Source organism: Microbacterium sp. KU4F, from assembly GCF_056868075.1.
On record NZ_CP200324.1, the window covers coordinates 2,022,815 to 2,045,076 of the forward strand.

Here is a 22,262-nt window from a genome sequence, read left to right on the forward strand (position 1 = left end):
TCGCGGTGGGCAACCAGTTCACCCAGAAGCTGGGGCTACGTCGCGCTGCAGCTGGATGCGGCGGCGCCGCCTCTCATTCTCGTGAATCAGCGGCTCGCGCCCCGCTCACCGCTGCCCGCGCTCCCCGACGTCACACCCATGCCGTTCAAGGACCAGGACCGGTTCCTGCTCTACGCAGACCCCGGCGCATTCGCGTGGGCGGACTGGCTGTTCGACGACGAGGTGCAGGCGCTCCTCGACGACGGAACGCTCGGCTTCCACGTCGAGATCGCGCCCGGTTCGCTCTTCCTCTATGCGCCGCATCCGCTCGCCGTCCCCGACCCCGCCGTCTGGCAGCGCCTGATCGCCCTCATCAGCGCGCTGCGCACCCGCCTCGGCGGCCGCCTGCCCGAGCCGAGCGCCCCGATCACATCCCCGCGCCCGCCCGTCCCGAACGAGCCGCCCTACGTCAGCGCACCGGTCCCGCCTGCGAGTGCCACGGATCAGGCCCGCGTCCCCCAGCCGGCGTCGCTCCCCATGCGCTCGAACGAACTCGCCGTCAACTTCCGGCGCACCTGGGTGGTGTGGACCCTGGTCCTGGCCGGCGGTGTCGCCGCCGCCGTCACGTCGATCCTGCTGGGTCCCCTGCGCTGAACCCGCCCTGCTGACACGCCGCCGTCTCGTCGATCCTGCTGGGTCCGGCGCTGATCCCGCTGATCACTGTCCGGCGCCGGCATCCGCCGTCGCACGGATGGGGGCCGCCCGCCGCATCCGCCGGTCCCACACGCCGAGTCCCTTGTCGATGAGGATGTAGACGTAGGCGACGACCTCGAGCGCGAGCGTCAGACCGACGATCCACAGCACGACCCCGCCGAGCCCGTTGCGGTCGACGTTCATGAACGGGTAAGGGTATTGCCCCCCGCCAGCGAACCGACCGCCGGCCGCCCCGTAGACGAACGCGAACGCGAGATACGCGTACGGGATGAGCGTCCACAGCGGCGGATCGAACCAGCGGCTGCGTCCCTTGGGCACGAAGAGCAGCCAGTCGGCGATCGCCAGCGACGGCGTGATGATGTGGATCAGGTTGTCGGTCAGCGTGAACGGCTGATATCCGTTGCCCTGCGTGTAGGTCTCGGGCACGAGCACGATGAGGTAGATCAGCATCGTCACCGTGATCGCGAAGGCCACGGCGAGCGAGAACCGCGGAGAGGGCGTCGACGCTCCGCGCGGCCCGTCCGCGCGAAGGTCGGCGATCGTGCGAACGGCGAGCACCACCATCCAGACGAGACAGAGCAGGTTGCTGAGCACGGTGTAGTACAGGAACTCGACCGGGCTGGGGCGCCCGTCCAGGATGCCGGTGACCCTGCCGATCCCCCACGCCATCAGCACCGCCGCGACGAGGCGGTAGGCGAGGGCGAGGCGGCGGTCGGGCACATGCATGCGCTACATCGTAGGTCGACGCACGAGCCGTCGATCATCACGGAACGATGACGGCATGGCAAACACCCCGCGCTCGCGTTGCGCGGCCTGAGCGATCGGCGTAGTGTCGCGCGTCGTGGCAAACGACAGCGCCGAGCCGGCGCCCGAGACTCCGATCGCGAAACGCCTGCTGATCGGGGACCCTCTCGCGTCCACGGACGCGGACGATCACCTCCTGCGCAAGCGCATGGCGCTGCCGATCTTCGCGTCCGACGCACTGAGCTCCGTGGCGTACGCGCCGCAGGAACTGCTCATGATCCTGATGATCGGCGGGCTCTCGTTCCTGGCCTTCAGCCCGTGGATCGCGGCCGCGGTCGTCGTACTGCTCATCGTCGTCGTGCTCTCGTACCGTCAGCTCATCAAGGCCTACCCGTCGGGCGGCGGCGACTATGAGGTGGCACGAACGAACCTCGGGGAGATCCCCGGCGTCATCGTCGCCTCGGCCCTGCTGGTCGACTACATCCTGACCGTCGCCGTTTCGGTCGCGTCGGGCGTCGACAACATCATCTCCGCGCTGCCGGGGCTGAACCCCTGGCGCATCGAGTTGGCGGTCGGCTTCGTCATCCTGATCGTGATCGTCAACCTCCGTGGCGTGAGGGAGGCCTCGCGCGCCTTCGCGCTGCCGACGTACATCTTCATCGGATCCGTCGGGCTCATGATCGTCACCGGCATCGTCCGCTGGATCCTGGGCGACCCGCCGGTCGCCTCGAGCAACGCGTTCTCCGTGCAGGCCGAGAGCCTCACGCAGGCCGCCGTCATCCTGTTGATCCTGCGCGCGTTCTCCAGCGGGTGTTCCGCCCTCACCGGTGTCGAGGCGGTCTCGAACGGCGTGCCCGCGTTCCGCCGCCCCAAGGTCAAGAACGCGCAGCGCACCCTCGTCGCCATGGGCGCGGTCGCCATCCTGCTCTTCTCCGGGCTGACGATCCTCGCGCTCGTCTCCGGCGTGCACTACGCGGAGAATCCGTGCCACCTCATCGGGTTCGACTGCACACAGCCCCAGCCGAGCCTCATGGCGCAGGTCGCGGCCGCCACCTTCGGGATGAACTCGATCCCCTTCTTCATCATCCAGGCGGCGACCGCCTGCGTGCTGCTGCTCGCGGCCAACACCGCGTTCAACGGCTTCCCGCTGCTGGGCGCCGTGCTCGCGCGCGATGGATATGCCCCGAAGGCCATGAACACGCGCGGCGACCGCCTCGTGTTCTCGAACGGCATGATCCTGCTGGGGCTTGCGGCGATCGTGGTGCTGATCGCCTCGCAGGCGAACCTGACCACCCTCATCCAGCTCTACATCATCGGCGTGTTCGTGTCGTTCTCACTCGGACAGATCGGGATGGTGCGCCACTGGCGGCGCGAGCTCCGCGCGCTCAATCAGTTGCCCACTGACGCGCGCAACCAGAAGCCGGGGCGTTTCGAGCGGCGCGAGATCATCTCCGGTCTGATCATCAACTCGCTCGGTGCGGGCCTGACGGCCGCGGTGTTCATCATCGTCACGATCACCAAGTTCACCCACGGCGCCTGGTTGGTGTTCCTCGCGATCCCGGTGCTGTCGATCCTGATGATCGGCGTGCACCGCTACTACCGCGATGTCGAGCACGAGATCACCTACGACGACGACACCCACTTCGGCGCGGCCGGCGACATCGCGATCGTGCTGGTCGGGCGTCTGCAGAAGCCCGTGGCGAAGGCGATCGACTACGCTCTCGCCGCGCGTCACGACAAGACGATCGCCCTGCACGTCGCCGTCACGAAGGAGTCGGCGGATGCGGTGCAGAAGGAGTGGGAGGAGCACCGTCCGCCCGTGCCGCTCGTGATCGTCGAGTCTCCCTACCGGACGTATGCCCAACCGGTGATCGCCTTCATCGAGAAGTACCGCGAGAAGCACGGGTCCGCCGTGGTCACGGTCTACCTGCCGCAGTACATCGTCGGACACTGGTGGGAGAGCTTCCTGCACAACCGCCGCGCGCGCCGTATCGCGCAGCAGCTCATGCTCGTGCACGGCGTCACGATCACCCTCGTGCCGTGGCTGCTGGACTCGTCCGAGGTCATCTACGGGCGCCGCTCCCGCCCGCTCCCCGGCCAGGAGCGCGCCGGACGCCCCACCACCCGCAACGTCAGCGTGGCACGCCACGGCCAAGGCCAGAGCCGGAACTGACCGGGAGCGGGCGTCGGCGCCACCGAACCGCATCCGCATCGGTCCGCATCCCTCGGGTCGCAGCCGGATCGTTCCATCTCCGGCCGCGCGTCCTCATCGCTCGGGTCGGAGAATCGCCCGAATGTCGGAGGATCCACGCCGCATCCTCCGACATCGGCGTGTTTCTCCGACGCGTGGGCGGATGCCGGGGCCACGGGCATCCGCCCACGCGTGCCCGCCCACGGAGCCGGAAGCCCGCGGCGCAACTAGCCTGGAGGGGTGAGCTCCTCCCCCTCGACGCCGCCGCCCTGCGCGCCGACTTCCCGATCCTCGAGCAGAAGATCGGCGACGCGCCGCTGGTGTACCTCGACTCCGGCGCGACCAGCCAGAAGCCCCGCGCCGTGATCGATGCGGAGGTCGACTTCCTCCTGCGTGCGAACTCCGCCGTGCACCGGGGTGCGCACACCCTCGCCGCTGAGGCGACCGAGCTGTACGAAGACGCGCGGGCACGGGTCGCAGGCTTCGTCGGCGCCGATGAGGAGACCCTGGTGTGGACCAGCGGGGCGACCCTCGCCCTGAACCTCGTCGCCTACTCGATCGGCAACGCGACCGCGGGGCGCGGGTCGGCCGCATCCGCGGCCCTGGCGCTGCGTCCGGGCGACGAGATCGTGGTGACGGAGATCGAGCATCACGCGAACCTCATCCCGTGGCAGGAGCTCGCCGCGCGCACGGGCGCCGTGCTGCGCCACATCCCGGTCCATGACGACGGCACCCTCGACCTGGATGCGGCAGCCGCACTCATCGGCGACCGCACGCGCATCGTCGCGTTCACGCACGTGTCGAACGTGCTGGGCATCGTGAACCCGGTCGCCGAGCTCGTCTCGCTCGCCCGAGAGGTCGGCGCGCTGACCGTCCTGGACGCCGGCCAGTCCGCGCCGCATCTGCCGCTCGATCTGCCGGCGCTGGGCGTCGATCTCGCCGCGTTCTCCGGTCACAAGATGCTCGGCCCGTACGGCATCGGTGCGCTCTACGGTCGCCGCGAGGTGCTCGAGGCGCTGCCGCCGTTCCTCACCGGCGGGTCGATGGTCACGACCGTGACGAAGGATGCGGCCGAGTTCCTGCCGCCGCCGCAGAAGTTCGAGGCCGGCACCCAGCCCGTGTCGCAGACCGTCGCTCTCGCGGCCGCCGTCGACTACCTCGACGCCCTCGGGATGGATGCGGTGCACGAGCACGAGCGGGTCATCGGGCGGCGCATGATGGCGGGCCTCAGGGCCATCCCCGGCATCCGGCTGCTCGGCGATGCCCCCGACGCCGACCGCGTCGGGCTCGCCGCCTTCGACGTCGACGGTGTGCACGCGCACGATGTCGGCCAGTTCCTCGACGCCCGCGGCATCGCGGTGCGGGTCGGGCACCACTGCGCCAAGCCGCTGCACGCCCGGTTCGGGCTCACCGCATCCGTGCGGGCGTCGGCGTCGGTGTTCACGACCGAGGCCGACGTCGATGCCCTTCTGGCGGCCGTCGGCGACGTGCGCGCCTACTTCGGAGCGGACGCATGAGCGGGCTCGACGGGCTGTATCAGGAGCTCATCCTCGACCACTCCAAGCATCCGCACGGTACGCCCATGGCGGACGCCGAGGGGCGCACGGCGACCTCGCACCAGCGCAACCCGATCTGCGGTGACGAAATCGAACTGCGGGTGCGCCTGCACGACGACGGCACCGTGCGCGATGTGACGTTCAGCGGGGCGGGGTGCTCGATCTCGCAGGCCTCCGCATCCATGCTGGCGTCTCTCGTCGACGACATCATCGACGAGGAGGGTTCGCTCCCGGCGGATGCGGCCCGCGAACGCATCGAGCGCTTCCGCGAGGCGCTGCGCTCCCGCGGAACCGTCCCGCTCGACGAGGAGACGTTCGGCGACGCCGCGGCGCTGTCCGGGGTGTCGAAGTTCACCGCGCGCGTGAAGTGCGCGATGCTCGCCTGGGTCGCCCTCGAGGACGCCCTCGCCCGCGCCTGACCCTCCGCCGCCGCACGCGGCCTGCTGTCCACCCAGCTGAGTGAAGTCGGGCCCGCCGATGGTTTCCTGGCTGCCCGAGTTGCGACGCATGTGCGCAACTGCCACACCTTTGCGCAACAGCGACAGTCAATGACTGTGGCGGATGCGGAGAAGTGTGGCCCACGGGGCTCAGAGCCGAGCCCGCCGCGATCCCACGGCCCGGAGCCCTGAGCCGAGCCGGGGCCCGGACCCCTGAGCCGAGCCGGGGCCCGGCCTCCGACGGCGTCCTGGGTGTTGAACCGCGACGCATATGCGCAACCGCGCCACTTTCCCGCAAAGGCGACAGTCGATGACTGTGGCGGATGCGGGAAAGCGGCGCGGTTGCAAAGAAACTGACCCCCGGCGAGCGCCCTGGAGCGCGCGACGCTCGGGGAGAGGCCCCCGAGCCCTCGGCAAGCGCCCGCGGCTCAGGCGGCGGAGCCTCCGGAGCGGCCGCGGCCACCGCGACGGCGCCGAAGCGGCGCGTCACCGGAACCCGAACCAGCACCAGAGCGGTCCGAGCCCGAGCGACCGGATGCGGCGTCGCCGCCGCGCGCGAGCGACTCCACCCACGCGCGCTGCTGCTCGCTCACGGAGTCACCGATCGTGCGGCCGCCGCGCGGCGCGACGTTCTCGGCCGTGTGCCCCTGGGGACGTCCGGCGCGGCGGTTCGGCGTGCGCTCGGCAGCGGCGCTGTGACGCGCCTCGGCGGGAGCGGCGCCGCGGGCGGGCGCATCCGTGCGGCCGGTCGAACGAGCGGGGGCGGCAGCGGGACGACCGGCACCGCCCGAGCGCCCGGCATTGCCGGAGCGTCCCGAACCGGCAGCCGCGCCCGCAGCGCGACCGGCGCCGGAGCCCGAACGGGCCGGAGCCGACGCGGAACGCCCCGCACCACCGGAACGGGCAGCCGAGCCTCCCGCACGCGAACCGCCGGAGCGGCCGCCCTGCGCGGGAGCGGTGACGGGCGAGGGCTTCACGAGCGGCGCCGGCGCACCGACCAGCTCGGAGACGGCGGCGTGCGACGCATCCACGCGCTCGAGGGGAGCGGAGATCGCGGCCTTGCGCAGCAAATCAGCGAGGTCACGACGCTGCGAGTCGAGCACCACGGTCACGACCGTGCCCTCGGCGCCGGCGCGGGCGGTGCGGCCGGAGCGGTGCAGGTACGCCTTGTGCTCGGCGGGCGGGTCGACGTGCACGACGAGCTCGACGTTGTCGACGTGCACACCGCGGGCGGCGACGTCGGTGGCCACGAGCACGCGCACGCCACCCGCATCCGGGTCCGCGCCGAAGGCCGCGAGGTTGCGCTCACGCGCATTCTGGGAGAGGTTGCCGTGCAGATCGACCGACGGGATGCCGGCCGACGTCAGCTTCTTGGCGAGCTTCTTGGCCTGGTGCTTGGTACGCGTGAAGAGGATGCGGCGGCCGATGCCGGACGCGAGGCGCTGCACCAGGTCGTTCTTGTCGTCGTCGGAGACGTGGAACACGCGGTGCGTCATCGCGGCGGCGGGGACGCTGGACTCGTCGACCTCGTGGCGCACCTCGTTCTGGAGGAACTTGCGCACCAGCGTGTCGACGCCGCGGTCGAGTGTGGCGCTGAAGAGCAGCCGCTGACCGCCGGTCGGCGTCGCGCCGAGGATACGGGTGACGCCCGGCAGGAAGCCGAGGTCGGCCATGTGGTCAGCCTCGTCGAGCACGGCGACCTGCACGCGGTCGAGGCGGATGACGCCCTGCTTCATGAGGTCCTCGAGACGACCGGGGCAGGCCACGACGATGTCGACGCCGGCGCGCAGCGCCTGCTCCTGCGGCTTCTGGCTGACGCCGCCGAAGATCGTGGTGACGTTCAGACCCACGGCCGCGGCGAGGGGTGCAAGGGTCGCGGCGATCTGCGTCGCGAGCTCACGCGTGGGGGCGAGCACGAGGCCGGTCGGGCGACCCGCGGTGCGCGAGACGCCGGTCAGGCGCGCCACCATCGGCAGCGAGAAGGCGATGGTCTTGCCGCTGCCGGTGCGGCCGCGTCCGAGCACGTCGCGGCCGGCGAGCGCGTCGGGCAGGGTGTCCTGCTGGATGGGGAACGGCTCGGTCTTGCCCGAGGAGGCGAGGACGGCGGCCAGCGGCGCGGGCACGCCGAGATCAAGGAAAGAAGGCATGAAGAAGTGCTTTCGGATGAGGCGATCGATCGTGATCGCAAGACGGGGCGACGGCGCGGATTCGCGCATCGGTTCGCCGCTCGAGAAGAGGGCCCAGCGCCCGGAGGCGGAGCACGCGTATCGACGACGCAGCCGCCCGAAGGCGACATCCAACCCTAACACCGCCGGATGCGGGTGCATTCCGGATGCGGTGAGCCGGGGTTGCGGACGGCTCGCAGCCGGCGTCCGCACGTGCCCGGAGGACCGCCCGCAGACTCGCATCCGCCCCGACCCGCACTCCGCCCGAACGACCGAACCGGGCCGCCGGCCGAAGCCGCGCGACCCGGTTCGCTCCGGCGCGTCAGCCGGCCAGCACCTCGCGCTCGAGGCGCGCGTAGCTGGCCTCCATGCCCTCGGTCATCCCCGTCGCGAGCACCATGTCGCGCGTGGCCGCATCCGGATACTCGACGAGCAGCGTGAGCAGCGTCGCGCCATCCTCCTCGTAGAGCGACAGGTCGTTCGTGGTCGAGGGGAAGTCGGTCCCCGTCATGTGCTCGGTCGTCACCCAGCGCCGCTCGGGCACGACGAGCTGCGTCTGCCCGTCAAAACCGAACGGCTCGCCGACCACCCCCGCGCCCGGCGCCCACGCGTAGAGATAGTCGCCGCCGGCGACGAGGTCGATCTCGCACGTCGTCATCGTCCAGCCGTCGGGACCGAGGAGCCACCGGCGCACGAGGTCGTGCTCGGTGTGCGCCCGCCAGACCACTTCGCGCGGGCCGTTGATGAGCCGCGTGATGCGCACGTGCTGATCGCTGAGGATCTCGGTGCGCGTGCCCTTGCCCTCGGCGTAAGCGCGCAGCTCCTGCAGCACCGCGTCGAGCTGGTTGAACGCGAGCTTCGATCCCTCGACCGCGCCCATCGCGATGACCTGCTCGAGGGCCTCGATCGAGTCGAAGTGCGACACGTTCGTCAGCCGCGAGCCGGTCTCGGTCGGCGCGAAGGTGAAGGTCATGTGCTGCACCGGCATCCCCTCGACGGGGACGCCGTCCGCATCCGTGAACATGTCGCGCACCTCGAACATCGTGGGCTCCTCGATCGCGACGAACTCCCAAGCCCCGCTGTAGCGCTCTCCCTGCGGGCTGGTCATCGCGTAGCGCGCGGTGCCGCCGACGGCGAACTCGAACACGGTGAACGATGCCGGATACCCGGGCGGGCCCCAGAAGCGCTCCAGCTGGCGCGGATCGGTGAGGGCACGCCAGAGGCGCTCGACGGGGGCGTCGACATCGGCGACGAGCGTCATCGTGAGCGCTTCGGGATCATGCGTGACGGCGGTGACGGGCATGGGGATCTCCAGGTGGGTTCGGCGGATGCGGCGGGCGCCGCATCCGGGTCAGGGCTCTTCGGCGAGCAGATCGTCGAGGCGGGAAATGCGCGACCGCCAGAGCTGCTCGTACTCGGCGAGCAGCAGGCGGGCGCGGGCGATCATCGCGGGATCGGCGCTCACGAGCCGCTCCCTTCCTTCGGCGCGCTTGGTGACCAGGCGCGCCGTCTCGAGCACGGCGACGTGCTTCTGGACGGCCGCGAACGACACGTCGTACACGGCCGCGAGGGCGGAGACCGACTGCTCGGCCTCGATCGTGCGCCGCAGGATGTCGCGGCGCGTGCGATCGGCGAGGGCCCGGAAGATCCGGTCCACCTCGACGTCGCTGAGTTCCGTTTGTACAACCATTTGGTTGTACGTTAGCGCGCGGATGCCGGCGGCACAAGAGGCGGGTTGTCGGGAGTGCAGGCGGCCTCGGAGCGCGCCCGAACTCCTGCAGAACCGGCGTGACGGACGGAATGAGCCGCAGGCCAGCGGATTCTGCAGGTGTTCGGCTCGCGGCGGCTCGATTTGTCGTCGCGACGTTCGTCGGCGTGCAGGAGATCTCTGCGGTCGCGACGGGGTGGGCGGACCTGGACGAGAGGATCAGGGAGGTCAGCTCCCAGGCCATCAGAGGTATCGCCACCGAGGACGGCTACGCGGCTTTCGCCGCGTCCATCCCTGGGGCCTAGCGTCGCGACGCTCATCGTTCTTTGAACAGCCGGAAGAGGTTCGCTTCGCGGACCGTCACCGTGCCCACCACCACGCCCACCAGAGTTCCGCCGATGGCGGCGGCCAGCGCCGGCATCATCGCGGCGACGGCCCAGGCGATGTCCCCCGGGGCGAGGATGCCAGCGGCGAGGTAGATCGTCGCTCCGGCCAGGACAGCGCCGGACAACGACCACACGACGGCCTCCAGGACAGCCGTCGAGGCCATCGCACCACGGGACTGCCCGGCGTGCAGCGCCGAGGCATACTCGAGCCGCCGCGCACGGACGGCGGCGAACCCTATGAGCAGCCCAGCGACAAGAGAGACCACCGGCGCCCTGCGCGTCAGCCGATCCTCGAACATCGCCGTGCCGGCGAACGCCGAACCCCCACGGCGGTTGAGCTGGGTCAGAGACATCTCGGTTCCGACCCCCGCGTCGTATGTGAGGGCCGATCGCAACAGTCCATCGTCTTGGCCCCTCTGCGGCCACGAGCGCATCCAGCACTCGTCGAAGGCTCCCTCGCCGTCGGTCGGCATCACGATCGCATACCCGAGGCGAGCGTCACGTCCGTCGTCCGGATAGGGGAAGAGACCGGCGACCCTGACCTCACGACCGTCGGTCACGAGCGTCGACCCGGCTGTCACGCCGAGCGAGTCAGCGAGAGACTGCGCAACCCACACACCGTCAGCGCCCGTCGTCACCTCGAGCAGACGCGCGAACCCGGGGGTGACCTCGTACACGGGGAGTCCGGCGCCCGCGAGAGCGTCGAGGGGAAGGTCCTCCGCTTGACGCAACGCCCCCGCTGCCTGGACTCGGCGGTATCCGTCGAGAGCTTCGCAACGCCCCCGATCGACGCTCCCCTCCGCCACGAGCATGCGCGTGGCACCGCCCGCGTCGATGTAGCTCCGCGCCTGGCCCTGCAGGATGTGGATACTCGCCACATCCGCTCCGGCCGCAAGACCAGCAGTGAGCGCGAGCAGCAGGGCCAGCAGTGGAACACGAGCGGTGCCGGTCAGGATGTTCCGCCACACCTCAGAGGCGATCGCCCGATGCCTCATCCGAGCACATCCGTCGGAGCCGGTGCGTAGTCTTCGAGCTGGATGACGCGATTGCACGCGTCGCGCGTGCCAGGATCATGGGTGGCGATGAGGACGATGGCGCCCTGCTGCGCGACGGCACCGAGGGTGTCGTTCACCGTCTGAGAGGTGCGAAGGTCGAGTTGCGCGGTCGGCTCGTCCACGAGGAGCAGGGACGGCTTGGTGGCGACGGCGCGGGCGAGCATGAGCCGCTGCGCCTCCCCACCCGACAGCTCGCGGAACGCCCTGTCAGCGACGGCCGTCAGGTGGAACGACGCCAGGATCGGACCGGCGAGCTCGACGGCCTCGCCGCGGGTGCTTCCCGCGGCGAGGAACGGGAATGCGACATGGTCGATCGCCGTGCGATTCGCGACGCCGTGCGGGTTCTGGAAGACCCAGCTCGTGCGCGCGATGTGCTCACGCACGACGTGCCCGAGAGTCGGCGCTTCCCAGCCGGCGAAGATCGAGAGCAGGGTGGACTTGCCGCTGCCCGATGGACCGCAGAGTCCCACCACGTCGCCGGGACGGGCATCGAAGTCGAGGCCCTCGAACAGAAGCGGGGCACCGGCGAACCTGTGCCCGATACCGACCGCTCGGATGGACGGCACATCATCCACAGCGCGCCCCTTCCAGTGCGGCGCCGATCAGGACGCTCGGCGGTGGGGGATCGGCATCGACGAACGCGACGACGGCCGTGCCGAGCGAAGACCCGAGAAGTTCGGCCCGGACCGTTCCTGCCTCGGTCTTCACGCAACGGCGCCCCTGTCCGCCGATCAGCGCGCCGACGGGAATCGAGTAGGCGGGAAGGGGGGACGAGAGCGCCAGGTTCGCGGTCACCGTCGAACCCGGATCCTGCGCGGGAGCGGAGATGAGCTTCTCGTCGGCGGAGAGCTCCGCGAGGAACGCGGCGTCTGTGGCGACGCCTCTGGCATCAACGGGTCCCCGCACCGAGCCGATCCTGATTGTGCGGTCCCCGGGTGCCAGGTTGTCGGGGAGAACCTGCACCTCGACGCGTTCGAGCCCACCACGGGACGTCGCGATCGTCGCACCCTGCGAGACCGGGTCCCCGACCTTCAGCGCGCAAGCGACTCCTGTGACCGTCGACGACGGAAGCCAGATGAACTCCGACCGTTGCGCAGCGCGCTCGCCCGAGTCGAGTCCTGCACTCTGGCGCAGCCGCTGCAGGGCTTGCCCCGTGCGGGGTCCGAACTGTCCGTCCGCACCGGATGCGTCGAGATGACCGAGGCGAACCAGCTCGGACTGCAACGCGGCGACATCCGCACCGTCGTGCCCCGCCGAGAGGTCACGATAGAGCGGCACCGCGGTGTGCAAGCCGATGAGCGGGCGCTCGTCGACATGGGCGACAACAGTTCCCGAAGAGATCTCCGTGCCGTCCTGGCACCGGGAAGCCGTGAGCGTCCCAGAGGTCTGGACCGACAGCGTCTGGTCGGCGCCCGTGACGAGCGCGACCTGGACTCGACGGCTGTCCTCGAAGCTCTGGGCGATGACCGGAGCCGCCGTCTCTTCGCCGCTCGACTGGAGCAACTCAGGCGCGGGCACGGGTCGAAGCGCGTACCCCGTGGCGCCGGCGGCCGCGATGACCACCAGGGCGGTGACGGCGATGAGCGGCATCGCCCGCCGCGCGCCCACTACTTCCCCTCATCGAACGCCACGGAGTATCCGCCGGCGGAGAAGCACTCTTGAACGCTCGCGTCGTTCGGGTCGTACTCGGCGTCCGCGAACCTGCTCTCCAGGTCTGCGGCCAGGTCTGTCGTGGAGTAGGCGGCGTCGACGATCTCGTTGCGCTTGAAGCACGCCACCACGATCTCGTCGCCGTTGGTGAGCAGGTCAGGGTTGCCCTGCTGCGCGCGGTACAGCGCTTCTACCGGCGCCAGTTCGTCAGCGCAGTCCGCCGATATCTCCATATACTTCTGAGCCTGCTCCGCCGACATGTCGGGGGGCGTGATCTGGATGATGCCGGACGCCAGCCGCTTGTACTCTTCTTCATACCCCGCATTCACCATGCAGTCCGTGTACATGCGGTGCGCCTCGTCATACTGCGCCTGGGTGATGCCGCCCGTCTGGATCGCGCTGGTCAGCACCTCGATCACAAACGGGTTCTCTTCGTGCGCCAGATACTGCTCCAACAACTCGTCGAAGCTTGCTGCGAGACGCTCCCCCTCCGGAGGCGCCTGGCCGTCTCCGTCGACGGTGTATGTGCAGGCGGCCAGAGTCGCGCCTGCGAGGACGATGGCGGCCATGCCGGTGACGATTCGCGTCAGTGCTGTCGTGGTGCGCATGAGATCTCTCCGATGCCGTGGGGAGGCCGTTGGTGGGAACTGTTTAACGGCCGCGAGTCTCGACACGGTTAGTGCGCCCCTTACCCGGTCCTAACCGGTTCCTGGGAGACTGCGCATGTGCCCGGCGGGGAGGAGAGCACGATGCGGATATTGCTGGTCGAAGACAACTCCGATCTCTCCGCGGCGATCGCGACGTCCCTCGCCCGCGACGGCTACGTGGTCACCGCAGCGCACGACGGCGTCCAGGCGCTCGACCGACTCGTCGAGCACGACTTCGACGTCGTCATCCTCGACCGGGACCTGCCGAGGATGAGCGGCGACAGCGTGTGCCGCGAGATCCGCTCTTCCGGCCAGGGCGTTCCCGTGATCATGCTGACCGCGCTCACCACCGTGCGCGACCGTGTCGCCGGCCTCGACCTCGGCGCAGACGACTACCTCATCAAACCGTTCGCCTACGAGGAACTCGCTGCGCGTGTGCGAGCGCTCACGCGCAGAGGCGCGTCACCCGTCGCGGACGAGATGACGATCGGCGAGCTCACGGTCGATCGTGCACGCAACAGCGTGACCTACGAGGGCCGTCGAGTCAGGCTGTCACCCAAGGAGTTCGCCGTCATCGAAGCCCTCGTGCGAGCCGAAGGCCGCCACCTGACGGTCGAGCGCCTTCTGGACGTTGCGTGGGATGCGCCGGATGACATCTCCCGCAGCGTCGTCAAAGTCACGATGCACTCTCTCCGACGCAAGCTCGCCCCGAACCTGATCGTGCACGACCCGGGTTTCGGCTACCGGTTGGAAGCAAGCTGATGCTCCCCAAAGAGTCTCTCGCCACGCGCATCGCTCTGACCTCCGGCGCGATCTTCACGGTGATCTCAGTTCTCGTGATGTGCGCGGTCTGGACGTCGTTGAGTTCCGTCGCCTCATCGAGCATCACCGTCGAGCCGCCGGATGCAGCATCCTCCTCGCCGCAGGTCGTGGAAGCGGTCTTCCATCTCACCAGCAGAGCCACGGCCACGATCATGACGGTCACCGGTGCCGCCCTTGCGCTCATCACCGTTCTCGGCACGTTGATCACCTACCGCGCTGCTCGCAGCTCCATGCGCCGCGTCGCAGAGATCACCGCGCACACCCGCCGCATCACCGCGAGCACCATGGACGAACGTCTGGCGCTCCGGGGGCCGGACGACGAGATCAAGGACCTCGCCGACACGATCGACATCACCCTCGGCCAGCTCAGCGACGCGTTCGCGCAGCAGGAACGCTTCGCCGCCAACGCCTCCCACGAGCTGCGCACCCCGCTCGCGGTCGTCCGTACCTCCCTCGAGTCGATCGGGGCCGACGACCCGGGCAACGAGGCCGTCGAGAGGTCCCTGCGAAACGTCACCCGCATGGACGAGATGATCGGCTCGCTCCTGCTGCTCAGCCAGACGCGCCAGCTCAGCGAAGAGGTGCGCAGCCCCGTAGACCTTTCCGAGGTCCTCCGCATCGTCGTCGAAGAGCTGGCCCCGGCCTTCCGCTCACGCGAAGTCCTCACGACCACCATTGCGGACGAGGAGGCGATCATCGACGGCGATCAGACCCTGATCACGCAGGCCGTGCACAACCTCGTGCAGAACGCGGCGCGATACACGCCCCCGGGCGGACGCGCGTCCTTCACGGTCACGATGTCGCCCCACGGCGTGGTCGCCCGGTTCACCAACGACGGGCCGATCTTCACCGACGACGAGGTGTCGCAGTTCACGGAGCCCTTCAGCAGGGGTGCGCACACCCGCGTGGCAGGCACTGCCGGCCACGGCCTCGGGCTCTCGATCGTCGCGAGCATCGCGCGCCAGCACGGCGGCTCGTTCGAGGTCGAGTCTCGTCGCGAAGGCGGGTTCATCGGCATCCTGCGCCTTCCTCCGGTGACTGAGGAGGCCGGGAATGCACCCCCCGGCCTCCATTCAGCTCACTCCGCTCAAACGATCACCTGAACGAGTTGTAGGTGTAGCTTCCGGTGTCGACACCACACGCCGCCCACGCGTAGCCACCGCTGGTCGTCCACCCGGAGCTCGCCGGCTTGCAGCCGTGCTTCGCGAATGAAAGCCCCTGCGTCCCTCCCCAGACGTCGTGCTCCGCGCTGACGTTGAACGGTCCGGCGAACGCCTCCCCATTCTGTCCGCTCGCGGTGCAGTCGGGGCCCGCACCGCGAGCGTGTCCGGCAACCTCGCCTCGGGCACACCGAGGGAAGGGTGCCCGCTCTTGCAATGACGCAGACACTCGGCCGAGGGAGAGCTCGACACCGAGATGCTCTCGGGAGCTCGGTTCGCCCTCGACGAGGAAGGGCGCTCACGAGGAGGCTGCTCGCCCCTCCGTGTCGTCGTACGCGTCGGGGAAGACGCGCCCTTCGGATCCGGACTCCGGCAGCCAGTAGGGCAGAGCGCCCGGCGCCTCCCACACCTCGGTCAGGAAGTCCGCGAACGACGGTGCGACCACCGGCCACCCGCCCACGACACCGTGGAGCTCGTGGAAGCTGTCATAGACCCGGCCACCCCGCGGCACGGACATGTCGACGGTGAGGTGATCACCACCGGGGGTGCGGGCGATCAGATACGCGGCCCGGCTCACCGCATCCGCTTCGCCCGGATCGCCGACGAGGACGGGATTCGCGGGAACAACCTCGTCCGGCGGCAGGATGGTGAGCTCGCGCGCCTGGCCGGCGAACAGCACGGCTCCCCCGCAGCCTTCGTAGAACTCCCTCACCCCGTCGGGGAGACCCTCGTCATCGCGCTGGACGAGCGGGAGCGAGAGCGGCGGCAGCACCACGCAGTCCGCGCGCAGCCGTGCGTGCTCCAGCAGTTCGGCGATGTCCACCCATCCATTCTCCGGACCACGCCGGAGGACCGCCCGCAGCTTCGCCGCGCGGCTCGGAGATCCGGGGCGGCGGTCAAGGCCGCATCCACGGCCCGAACTCCTGAAGAATCCGCGTCTCGGCCGTCCGGAGGACTCGCCCGCCCGGTTCTGCAGGAGTTGTGCACCGCAGGGTCCGTGGCACGGCGGGGGTCGTACCGCGCGAGCATGCGGTCCCACGGATGCAGTTGACGCCGCATCCGCCGCACCCCTAGCCTCGGAGGGCTGTGCCTCATCCGGCGCGGCATCAGCCGAGGAGACCGACCCATGCACGCACGCGACGGCCTGCGTCAGAACGCGGCCCTGCAGCTTCTCTCGAAGCGCAGCGGCCGCTATGAGTCGTACCCTCCGGCGCGCAGCATGTGACGAGTTTCGTCGCACGCCCCGCACCGAAAGGTCCGGGGCGTTTCTCTTTCCGCGGGGAGAACACCCGGACCGGCTGGTCCACCCCACGCAAGGAAAGGAATCATGGAGAAGCTCTCCGCACGGCTCGTGTCGTGGGCGAGCCTGATCGACGACAAGACCCTCGATCAGGCGCGCACCTCGGCACGGATGCCGTTCATCCACCCGCACATCGCGCTGATGCCCGACGCGCACCTGGGCAAGGGCGCGACGGTCGGCTCGGTCATCCCGACCCTCGGCGCGATCATGCCCGCGGCCGTCGGCGTCGACATCGGATGCGGGATGATCGCCCTCCGCACCCAGTTCGAGCTCTCGCAGCTCGCGAGTCGGGACCTCGCGCCGCTTCGCGAGGCGATCGAGCGGGCCATCCCCCTCTCGGCCGGCCACGACAACCGCAAGGTCGTCGCCACCGCCGCGCCGCGCGTCGCGGAGCTCGAGGCCAAGGCCGCCGCATCCGGCTTCGATCCGGCGTCGTACGTCGGTCACTGGCGGCTGCAGTTGGGCTCGCTCGGATCGGGCAACCACTTCATCGAGGTGTCGGTGGATGAGCTCGACCGCGTCTGGTTGTTCCTGCACTCGGGCTCGCGCGGCATCGGCAACAAGATCGCCACCCACCACATCGCCGTCGCCCAGCGGCTCGCGAAGCAGTGGTGGATCGACCTGCCCGACCCCGACCTCGCCTACCTCGTGGAGGGCACGCCCGAGTTCGCGCGCTACATCCGCGAGCTGCAGTGGGCACAGCACTTCGCGCTGTTGAACCGCGAGGAGATGATGGACCGCGTCGCGCGCCAGCTCGGCGAGTTCCTCGGCGAGGACGTCGTCGAGCACGAGCGGATCAACTGCCACCACAACTTCACGCAGCCCGAGCGCCACTTCGGTAAAGAGGTGTGGGTGTCGCGCAAGGGTGCGATCCAGGCGGATGCGGGGCGCGCCGGCCTCATCCCGGGGTCGATGGGCACGGCGTCCTACGTCGTCGAGGGGCTCGGCAACCCGGTCTCGCTCAACTCGTCGCCGCACGGGGCCGGCCGCGAGTACTCCCGGTCCGCCGCGCGACGCACGTTCTCGCACGAGCAGCTGCGGGAGGCGATGGCCGGCATCGAGTTCCGCGACACGGATGCCTTCATCGACGAGATCCCGCAGGCCTACAAGCCGATCGATCGGGCGATGACGGATGCGGAGGACCTCGTGTCGATCCGGCACTGCCTGCGCCAGCTCGTCAACGTGAAGGGCGACTGACCGGCATCCGATGCTCGCCTGTCACAGATCGACGCGGAACGCGCGATCTGTGACAGGCGAGGCGTACGGGTTGCGGCCCCCACCGACCCCGCGCCCCGCCGCGCCGCCCCCACAACTAGACTGAGCAGGTCCGGCACCCCGATCCCTGGAGCTCAGCCGCGTGACCACTCCCGCCACCGCCTCGCGTCCTGCCGCCGATACCGTCGAGAACGCTCGCGCCACCCCCGAACGGGAGCAGCCGTACGCCGCTCTCGGCCTCAAGCCCGACGAGTACGACCGCATCCGCGAGATCCTCGGCCGCCGTCCCACGAGCGGCGAGCTGGCGATGTACTCGGTCATGTGGAGCGAGCACTGCTCGTACAAGTCGAGCAAGATCTACCTCCGCCAGTTCGGCCAGAAGGTCACCGACGAGATGCGCGAGCGACTCATGGTCGGTATGGGCCAGAACGCCGGTGTCGTCGATGTGGGCGAGGGCTGGGCGGTGACCTTCAAGGTCGAGTCCCACAACCACCCCAGCTACATCGAGCCCTTCCAGGGTGCGGCCACCGGCGTCGGCGGCATCGTGCGCGACATCATCTCGATGGGTGCGCGCCCGGTCGCCGTCATGGACCAGCTCCGCTTCGGCGCGATCGACAACCCCGACACCGCCCGCGTCGTCCACGGCGTCACGAGCGGCATCTCCTTCTACGGCAACTGCCTGGGCCTGCCGAACATCGGCGGTGAGACCGTCTTCGACAGCGTCTACCAGGGCAACCCGCTCGTGAACGCCCTCGCGGTCGGCGTACTGCGCCACGAGGACCTCAAGCTCGCCGACGCCACGGGCCCCGGCAACAAGGTCGTGCTCTTCGGCGCGCGCACCGGCGGTGACGGCATCGGCGGCGCCTCCATCCTCGCCTCCGACACGTTCGCCGACGGCGGCCCGACCAAGCGCCCCGCGGTGCAGGTGGGCGACCCGTTCGCCGAGAAGGTGCTCATCGAGTGCTGCCTCGAGCTCTACCGCGACGAGCTCGTCGAGGCCATCCAGGACCTCGGCGCCGCCGGCATCTCCTGCGCCACGAGCGAGCTGGCGGCGAACGGCGGATCCGGGATGCGCGTCGACCTCGAGAAGGTGCTGCTGCGCGACCCGTCGCTGACTCCCGAAGAGATCCTCATGTCGGAGTCGCAGGAGCGGATGATGGCGATCGTCGCTCCCGAGAAGCTCGACGCGTTCCTCGCCGTCGTCGACAAGTGGGAGGTCGAGACGAGCGTGCTCGGCGAGGTCACCGGCGACGGGCGCCTCGCGATCTTCTGGCACGGCGAGCAGATCGTCGACGTCGACCCCTCGACCGTCGCCGTCGACGGTCCCGTCTACGAACGCCCCGTCGCCTACCCGACGTGGATCGACGCACTGCAGGCGGATTCCGCATCCGCTCTGCCGCGTCCGACGGATGCCCAGGCGCTGCGCGAACAGTTCCTGCAGCTGCTCGGCAGCCCGAACCTGGCCGACACCTCGTGGATCACGAACCAGTACGACTACTACGTGCTGGGCAACACCGCGCTGAGCTTCCCGGATGACGCCGGCATGATCCGCGTCGACGAGGAGTCCGGCTTGGGCTTCGCGATCGCGACCGACGCGAACGGCCGCTTCTGCCAGCTCGATCCGTACCAGGGGGCGAAGCTCGCCCTCGCCGAGGCGTACCGCAACGTCGCCGTGACCGGCGCGACCCCGACCGCCGTCACCGACTGCCTCAACTTCGGCAGCCCGGAGAACCCCGAGGTCATGTGGCAGTTCTCGCAGGCCGTCGAGGGCCTCTCCGACGCGTGTCTCGAACTCGGCATCCCGGTGACCGGCGGCAACGTCAGCTTCTACAACCAGACCGGTGACGTCCCGATCCACCCCACCCCCGTGGTGGGAGTGATGGGAATCATCGATGACGTCGCGCGCCGCATCCCGAGCGGCTGGCAGGATGCGGGCGAGAACCTGTATCTCCTGGGCGTCACGGCCAATGAGCTGAGCGGCTCGGCATGGGCCCAGGTCGTGCACGACCACCTCGGCGGACGTCCGCCGGCGGTCGACCTCGCCGCCGAGAAGCGCCTGGCTCAGCTGCTGCGCGCTGCGGGCGACCAGGGCCTCATCTCCAGCGCCCACGACCTGTCGGAGGGCGGCCTCGGGCAGGCACTCGCCGAGGGCGTCATGCGCTTCGGCGTCGGCGCGCGCGTCTGGCTCACCGAGATCATGGAGCGCGACGGGGTGGACGCCGCATCCGCTCTGTTCTCCGAGTCGACCGGTCGCGTCATCGTCAGCGTGCCGCGCGAGGAGGACGTGAAGTTCCGGGGCCTGTGCAACGGGCGCGACTACCCCGTGCTGCGCATCGGTGTCACCGACTCCGGCGACGGCGAGTCGGTCCTCGAGGTGCAGGACGTGCTCAGCCTCTCGGTGTCCGAGCTGCGGGAGCGCTCACGCGCGACCCTTCCCGCCGCGTTCGGCCCGACGGTGACCGAGGACGCCTGATGAGCGACGACGAGGACTACGAGGGCTTCGCCGACAAGCGCCAGATGCGCATGAAGGTCGTGGCCTGGGTGGTGATCATCGCGCTCGTGCTCGTCGGCGGCGGCTCGACCGTGTTCGCCCTGCTCTTCGGCTGAGCCGGCACCGCGCCTCCCTGGGCCGCCCATCCCGCCGCGCCGTACGATGGGGATGTGGGACCTGTGCTCGAGTTCCTCGCGGTCTGGTGGTGGACCGCCCCCGCTGCGGTGGGTGCCGGCACCGTCGGATACGTCGCGGCGACGACCGGGCGGCGCCGGGCGCGTCGTCTGGCGCTGGATGCGGCCCGACACCAGGAGCAGCACGCGGTGCGCGAGCTGTTGAGTGCCCGCGCGCGCACGCGCGCCGCGCAGGCCGAGGTGCAGGCCGCTCGCGCCACCCGCAGTGCCTCCCACTCCGAGGCGCGCCGGGCGCTGAACCAGGCGCGTGAGGCGCAGCGCACCGCGACCCTGTTGCTGCGTGCCGCTCGTACGCGGGTGAAGGCCGAGCGCGCGCAGCTGGCGGCACGTGACGCCGAACTGCCGCTGGCGAGAATCGTGCGCGAGCACGACGAGATCGCCGCCCGCTGGCTCGAGTACGAGACCGACGTCGAGCTCGCGATCGCCGTGCCGCAGATGAGCGACCCGCACCATCCGGAGACGGCCGCCTACCTGCAGGCGATGCAGCGGGCGCAATGGCTGCGGCCGCCGACAGGTGCGACGCGCATGGATCCCGCGGACTTCGTGGCCTACGCCGCTGCGGTCCGGGAGCTGAACGAGGCGTTCGCGGCTGCCGAGACAGCCGCCCTCCGCGCCTCCGCCGAGCGGGGACGACGGCGTACCGAGGTTCCGCCGCGCGAGCGCGCAGCCGCATCCGAGCCGCCTCGCGTCATCCGCACCGAGCCCGCACGACCCGTGGAAGAGGCGCCGAGCCCAGCGCCGCACGTGGAGGAGACGCCGGGACCGGCCGAGCGCGTCATCCGCGCCGTATGGCCCGTGCCGCGCCGCTCCGGACGCAACCCGCAGGCCTGAGGCGGGCACGCACGCGCCGTGCCCGTGCCCGCCGCTTCGGTGCCGCGACATCTGCACGACCGATCCGGACCCGGTACCCCACAGGCCCCACGAGCACACACCAGCCCCAGCGATCGTGCAGACGTCGCAGCGGAGGGCGCGCGCGGCCCGGGATCAGCGCGGAAGGGTCAGGATCTCCGCACCGGTCTCGGTGATGGCGATCGTGTGCTCGGTGTGGGCGGTGCGGCACCCGGTGGCGCTGCGCAGCGTCCAGCCGTCGTCGTCGATCACCAGCTGATCCGTGTCGACCATGACCCACGGCTCGAGCGCGAGCAGCAGTCCCGGCCGGAGCACGAAGCCGCGGCCGGGGCGGCCGGCGTTCGGGACGTGCGGATCCTGGTGCATCGTGGTGCCGATACCGTGGCCGCCGAACTCGACGTTGACCGAGTACCCGGCCTGCTTCAGCACCGTGCCGATCGCGCGGGACAGATCGCCCACCTTGGCGCCGGGCTTCGCGGCGGCGATGCCCGCGGCGAGCGCGCGCTCGGTCGCATCGATGAGCGCGACGCTCTCGGCGGGGCGACTCTCGCCCACGATGAAGCTGACGGCCGCATCCGCTGAGATTCCGTCGAGCGTGACGGCGAGGTCCAGCGTCAGCAGGTCGCCGTCGGCGACGCGCTCGTCGTGCGGCATGCCGTGCAGCACGGCGTCGTTGACGGCGGTGCAGATGTAGTGGCCGAACGGTCCGCGGCCGAAGGAGGGCGCGTAGTCGACGTAGCACGACACCGCACCGGCGCCCAGGATCATCTCCTTCGCCCAGGCGTCGATCTCGAGCAGGTTGGTGCCGGGCACGACGCGCGAGCGGATCGAATCGAGGATCTCGCCGACGAGAGCCCCCGTCCGGCGTGCGCGGTCGACCTCGGCGGGCGTGAAGATCTCGATCATGGCAATGACTATTCTCCACCGCGATCGCTCTCTCCCTCGACGACCTCTGGGCGGATGCCGCCGGACCCGCGTCGTGGACACGGACGACTCTGA

Annotated in this window: 20 protein-coding genes; 10 read left to right on the forward strand and 10 right to left on the reverse strand. The window is 70.1% G+C overall.

The genetic code is table 11. From position 1 onward, the window contains the following. Positions 1 to 81: 81 nt before the first annotated feature. Complete coding sequence (locus tag AC1VNH_RS10310; protein ID WP_483111249.1) at positions 82 to 633, forward strand: hypothetical protein; 552 nt, start codon at positions 82 to 84, stop codon at positions 631 to 633. A gap of 63 nt (positions 634 to 696) precedes the next feature. Here AC1VNH_RS10310 and AC1VNH_RS10315 read toward each other — a convergent pair whose 3' ends face one another. Then, on the reverse strand, positions 697 to 1,419 hold the full coding sequence (locus tag AC1VNH_RS10315) for a Pr6Pr family membrane protein (protein ID WP_483111251.1): 723 nt from the start codon (positions 1,417 to 1,419) through the stop codon (positions 697 to 699). A gap of 226 nt (positions 1,420 to 1,645) precedes the next feature. On the opposite strand from AC1VNH_RS10315, the gene AC1VNH_RS10320 reads away from it, so the two are divergent. From AC1VNH_RS10320 to sufU, 3 genes are all read left to right on the forward strand, one after another. Then, on the forward strand, positions 1,646 to 3,610 hold the full coding sequence (locus AC1VNH_RS10320) for an APC family permease (RefSeq protein ID WP_483112717.1): 1,965 nt from the start codon (positions 1,646 to 1,648) through the stop codon (positions 3,608 to 3,610). A 287-nt stretch (positions 3,611 to 3,897) separates the two neighbouring features. Beyond that, the gene (locus AC1VNH_RS10325; protein ID WP_483112718.1) at positions 3,898 to 5,145 is read left to right on the forward strand and encodes an aminotransferase class V-fold PLP-dependent enzyme; all 1,248 of its coding nucleotides are present in this window, start codon (positions 3,898 to 3,900) and stop codon (positions 5,143 to 5,145) included. Continuing rightward, on the forward strand, positions 5,142 to 5,603 hold the full coding sequence (gene sufU / locus AC1VNH_RS10330; RefSeq protein ID WP_483111253.1) for a Fe-S cluster assembly sulfur transfer protein SufU: 462 nt from the start codon (positions 5,142 to 5,144) through the stop codon (positions 5,601 to 5,603). The genes AC1VNH_RS10325 and sufU overlap by 4 nt, the downstream gene beginning before the upstream one ends. A gap of 446 nt (positions 5,604 to 6,049) precedes the next feature. Here sufU and AC1VNH_RS10335 read toward each other — a convergent pair whose 3' ends face one another. The 7 genes from AC1VNH_RS10335 to AC1VNH_RS10365 form a co-directional block, all read right to left on the reverse strand. Beyond that, on the reverse strand, positions 6,050 to 7,768 hold the full coding sequence (locus AC1VNH_RS10335; RefSeq protein ID WP_483111254.1) for a DEAD/DEAH box helicase: 1,719 nt from the start codon (positions 7,766 to 7,768) through the stop codon (positions 6,050 to 6,052). A gap of 340 nt (positions 7,769 to 8,108) precedes the next feature. Then, positions 8,109 to 9,089 carry an SRPBCC family protein gene (locus AC1VNH_RS10340; RefSeq protein WP_483111255.1) on the reverse strand — a complete coding sequence of 327 codons (981 nt, stop codon included), beginning with the start codon at positions 9,087 to 9,089 and terminating at the stop codon, positions 8,109 to 8,111. Between the two features lie 48 nt (positions 9,090 to 9,137). Further along, the gene (locus tag AC1VNH_RS10345) at positions 9,138 to 9,476 is read right to left on the reverse strand and encodes an ArsR/SmtB family transcription factor (RefSeq protein WP_483111256.1); all 339 of its coding nucleotides are present in this window, start codon (positions 9,474 to 9,476) and stop codon (positions 9,138 to 9,140) included. Between the two features lie 334 nt (positions 9,477 to 9,810). Then, positions 9,811 to 10,848 (reverse strand): hypothetical protein, encoded by a 1,038-nt coding sequence (locus AC1VNH_RS10350; RefSeq protein WP_483111258.1) that lies wholly within the window; start codon positions 10,846 to 10,848, stop codon positions 9,811 to 9,813. 23 nt (positions 10,849 to 10,871) lie between these two features. Then, complete coding sequence (locus AC1VNH_RS10355) at positions 10,872 to 11,510, reverse strand: ABC transporter ATP-binding protein (protein WP_483111260.1); 639 nt, start codon at positions 11,508 to 11,510, stop codon at positions 10,872 to 10,874. Continuing rightward, a complete protein-coding gene (locus AC1VNH_RS10360; RefSeq protein ID WP_483111262.1) occupies positions 11,503 to 12,543 on the reverse strand; it encodes a peptidoglycan-binding domain-containing protein in 1,041 nt (346 codons plus the stop codon). The genes AC1VNH_RS10355 and AC1VNH_RS10360 overlap by 8 nt, the downstream gene beginning before the upstream one ends. Then, a complete protein-coding gene (locus tag AC1VNH_RS10365; protein WP_483111264.1) occupies positions 12,543 to 13,154 on the reverse strand; it encodes a hypothetical protein in 612 nt (203 codons plus the stop codon). The genes AC1VNH_RS10360 and AC1VNH_RS10365 overlap by 1 nt, the downstream gene beginning before the upstream one ends. Before the next feature lie 180 nt (positions 13,155 to 13,334). Here AC1VNH_RS10365 and AC1VNH_RS10370 point away from each other — a divergent pair, with 180 nt between their 5' ends. Together AC1VNH_RS10370 and AC1VNH_RS10375 are read left to right on the forward strand one after the other, a co-directional pair. After that, the gene (locus AC1VNH_RS10370; protein WP_483111266.1) at positions 13,335 to 13,994 is read left to right on the forward strand and encodes a response regulator transcription factor; all 660 of its coding nucleotides are present in this window, start codon (positions 13,335 to 13,337) and stop codon (positions 13,992 to 13,994) included. Then, the gene (locus tag AC1VNH_RS10375; RefSeq protein ID WP_483111268.1) at positions 13,994 to 15,157 is read left to right on the forward strand and encodes a sensor histidine kinase; all 1,164 of its coding nucleotides are present in this window, start codon (positions 13,994 to 13,996) and stop codon (positions 15,155 to 15,157) included. Before AC1VNH_RS10370 ends, AC1VNH_RS10375 begins: the two co-directional genes overlap by 1 nt. 355 nt (positions 15,158 to 15,512) lie before the next feature. Here AC1VNH_RS10375 and AC1VNH_RS10380 read toward each other — a convergent pair whose 3' ends face one another. Next, entirely contained in the window at positions 15,513 to 16,037 is a 525-nt protein-coding gene (locus AC1VNH_RS10380; protein WP_483111270.1) for an SMI1/KNR4 family protein, read from the reverse strand. Between the two features lie 504 nt (positions 16,038 to 16,541). Between AC1VNH_RS10380 and AC1VNH_RS10385 the strand changes: the two genes are divergently transcribed. The 4 genes from AC1VNH_RS10385 (at position 16,542) to AC1VNH_RS10400 (ending at position 21,245) form a co-directional block, all read left to right on the forward strand. After that, positions 16,542 to 17,711 carry an RtcB family protein gene (locus tag AC1VNH_RS10385; RefSeq protein WP_483111272.1) on the forward strand — a complete coding sequence of 390 codons (1,170 nt, stop codon included), beginning with the start codon at positions 16,542 to 16,544 and terminating at the stop codon, positions 17,709 to 17,711. A gap of 160 nt (positions 17,712 to 17,871) precedes the next feature. After that, a complete protein-coding gene (gene purL, locus AC1VNH_RS10390; RefSeq protein ID WP_483111273.1) occupies positions 17,872 to 20,202 on the forward strand; it encodes a phosphoribosylformylglycinamidine synthase subunit PurL in 2,331 nt (776 codons plus the stop codon). Further along, a complete protein-coding gene (locus AC1VNH_RS10395; RefSeq protein WP_483111274.1) occupies positions 20,202 to 20,336 on the forward strand; it encodes a hypothetical protein in 135 nt (44 codons plus the stop codon). Before purL ends, AC1VNH_RS10395 begins: the two co-directional genes overlap by 1 nt. 54 nt (positions 20,337 to 20,390) lie before the next feature. Next, positions 20,391 to 21,245: a hypothetical protein gene (locus AC1VNH_RS10400; RefSeq protein ID WP_483111275.1), complete on the forward strand. Its 855-nt coding sequence runs from the start codon at positions 20,391 to 20,393 to the stop codon at positions 21,243 to 21,245. A gap of 153 nt (positions 21,246 to 21,398) precedes the next feature. On the opposite strand, the gene map is transcribed toward AC1VNH_RS10400, so the two are convergent. Then, positions 21,399 to 22,169 (reverse strand): type I methionyl aminopeptidase, encoded by a 771-nt coding sequence (map, locus tag AC1VNH_RS10405; protein ID WP_483111276.1) that lies wholly within the window; start codon positions 22,167 to 22,169, stop codon positions 21,399 to 21,401. Between the last annotated feature and the right edge of the window lie 93 nt (positions 22,170 to 22,262).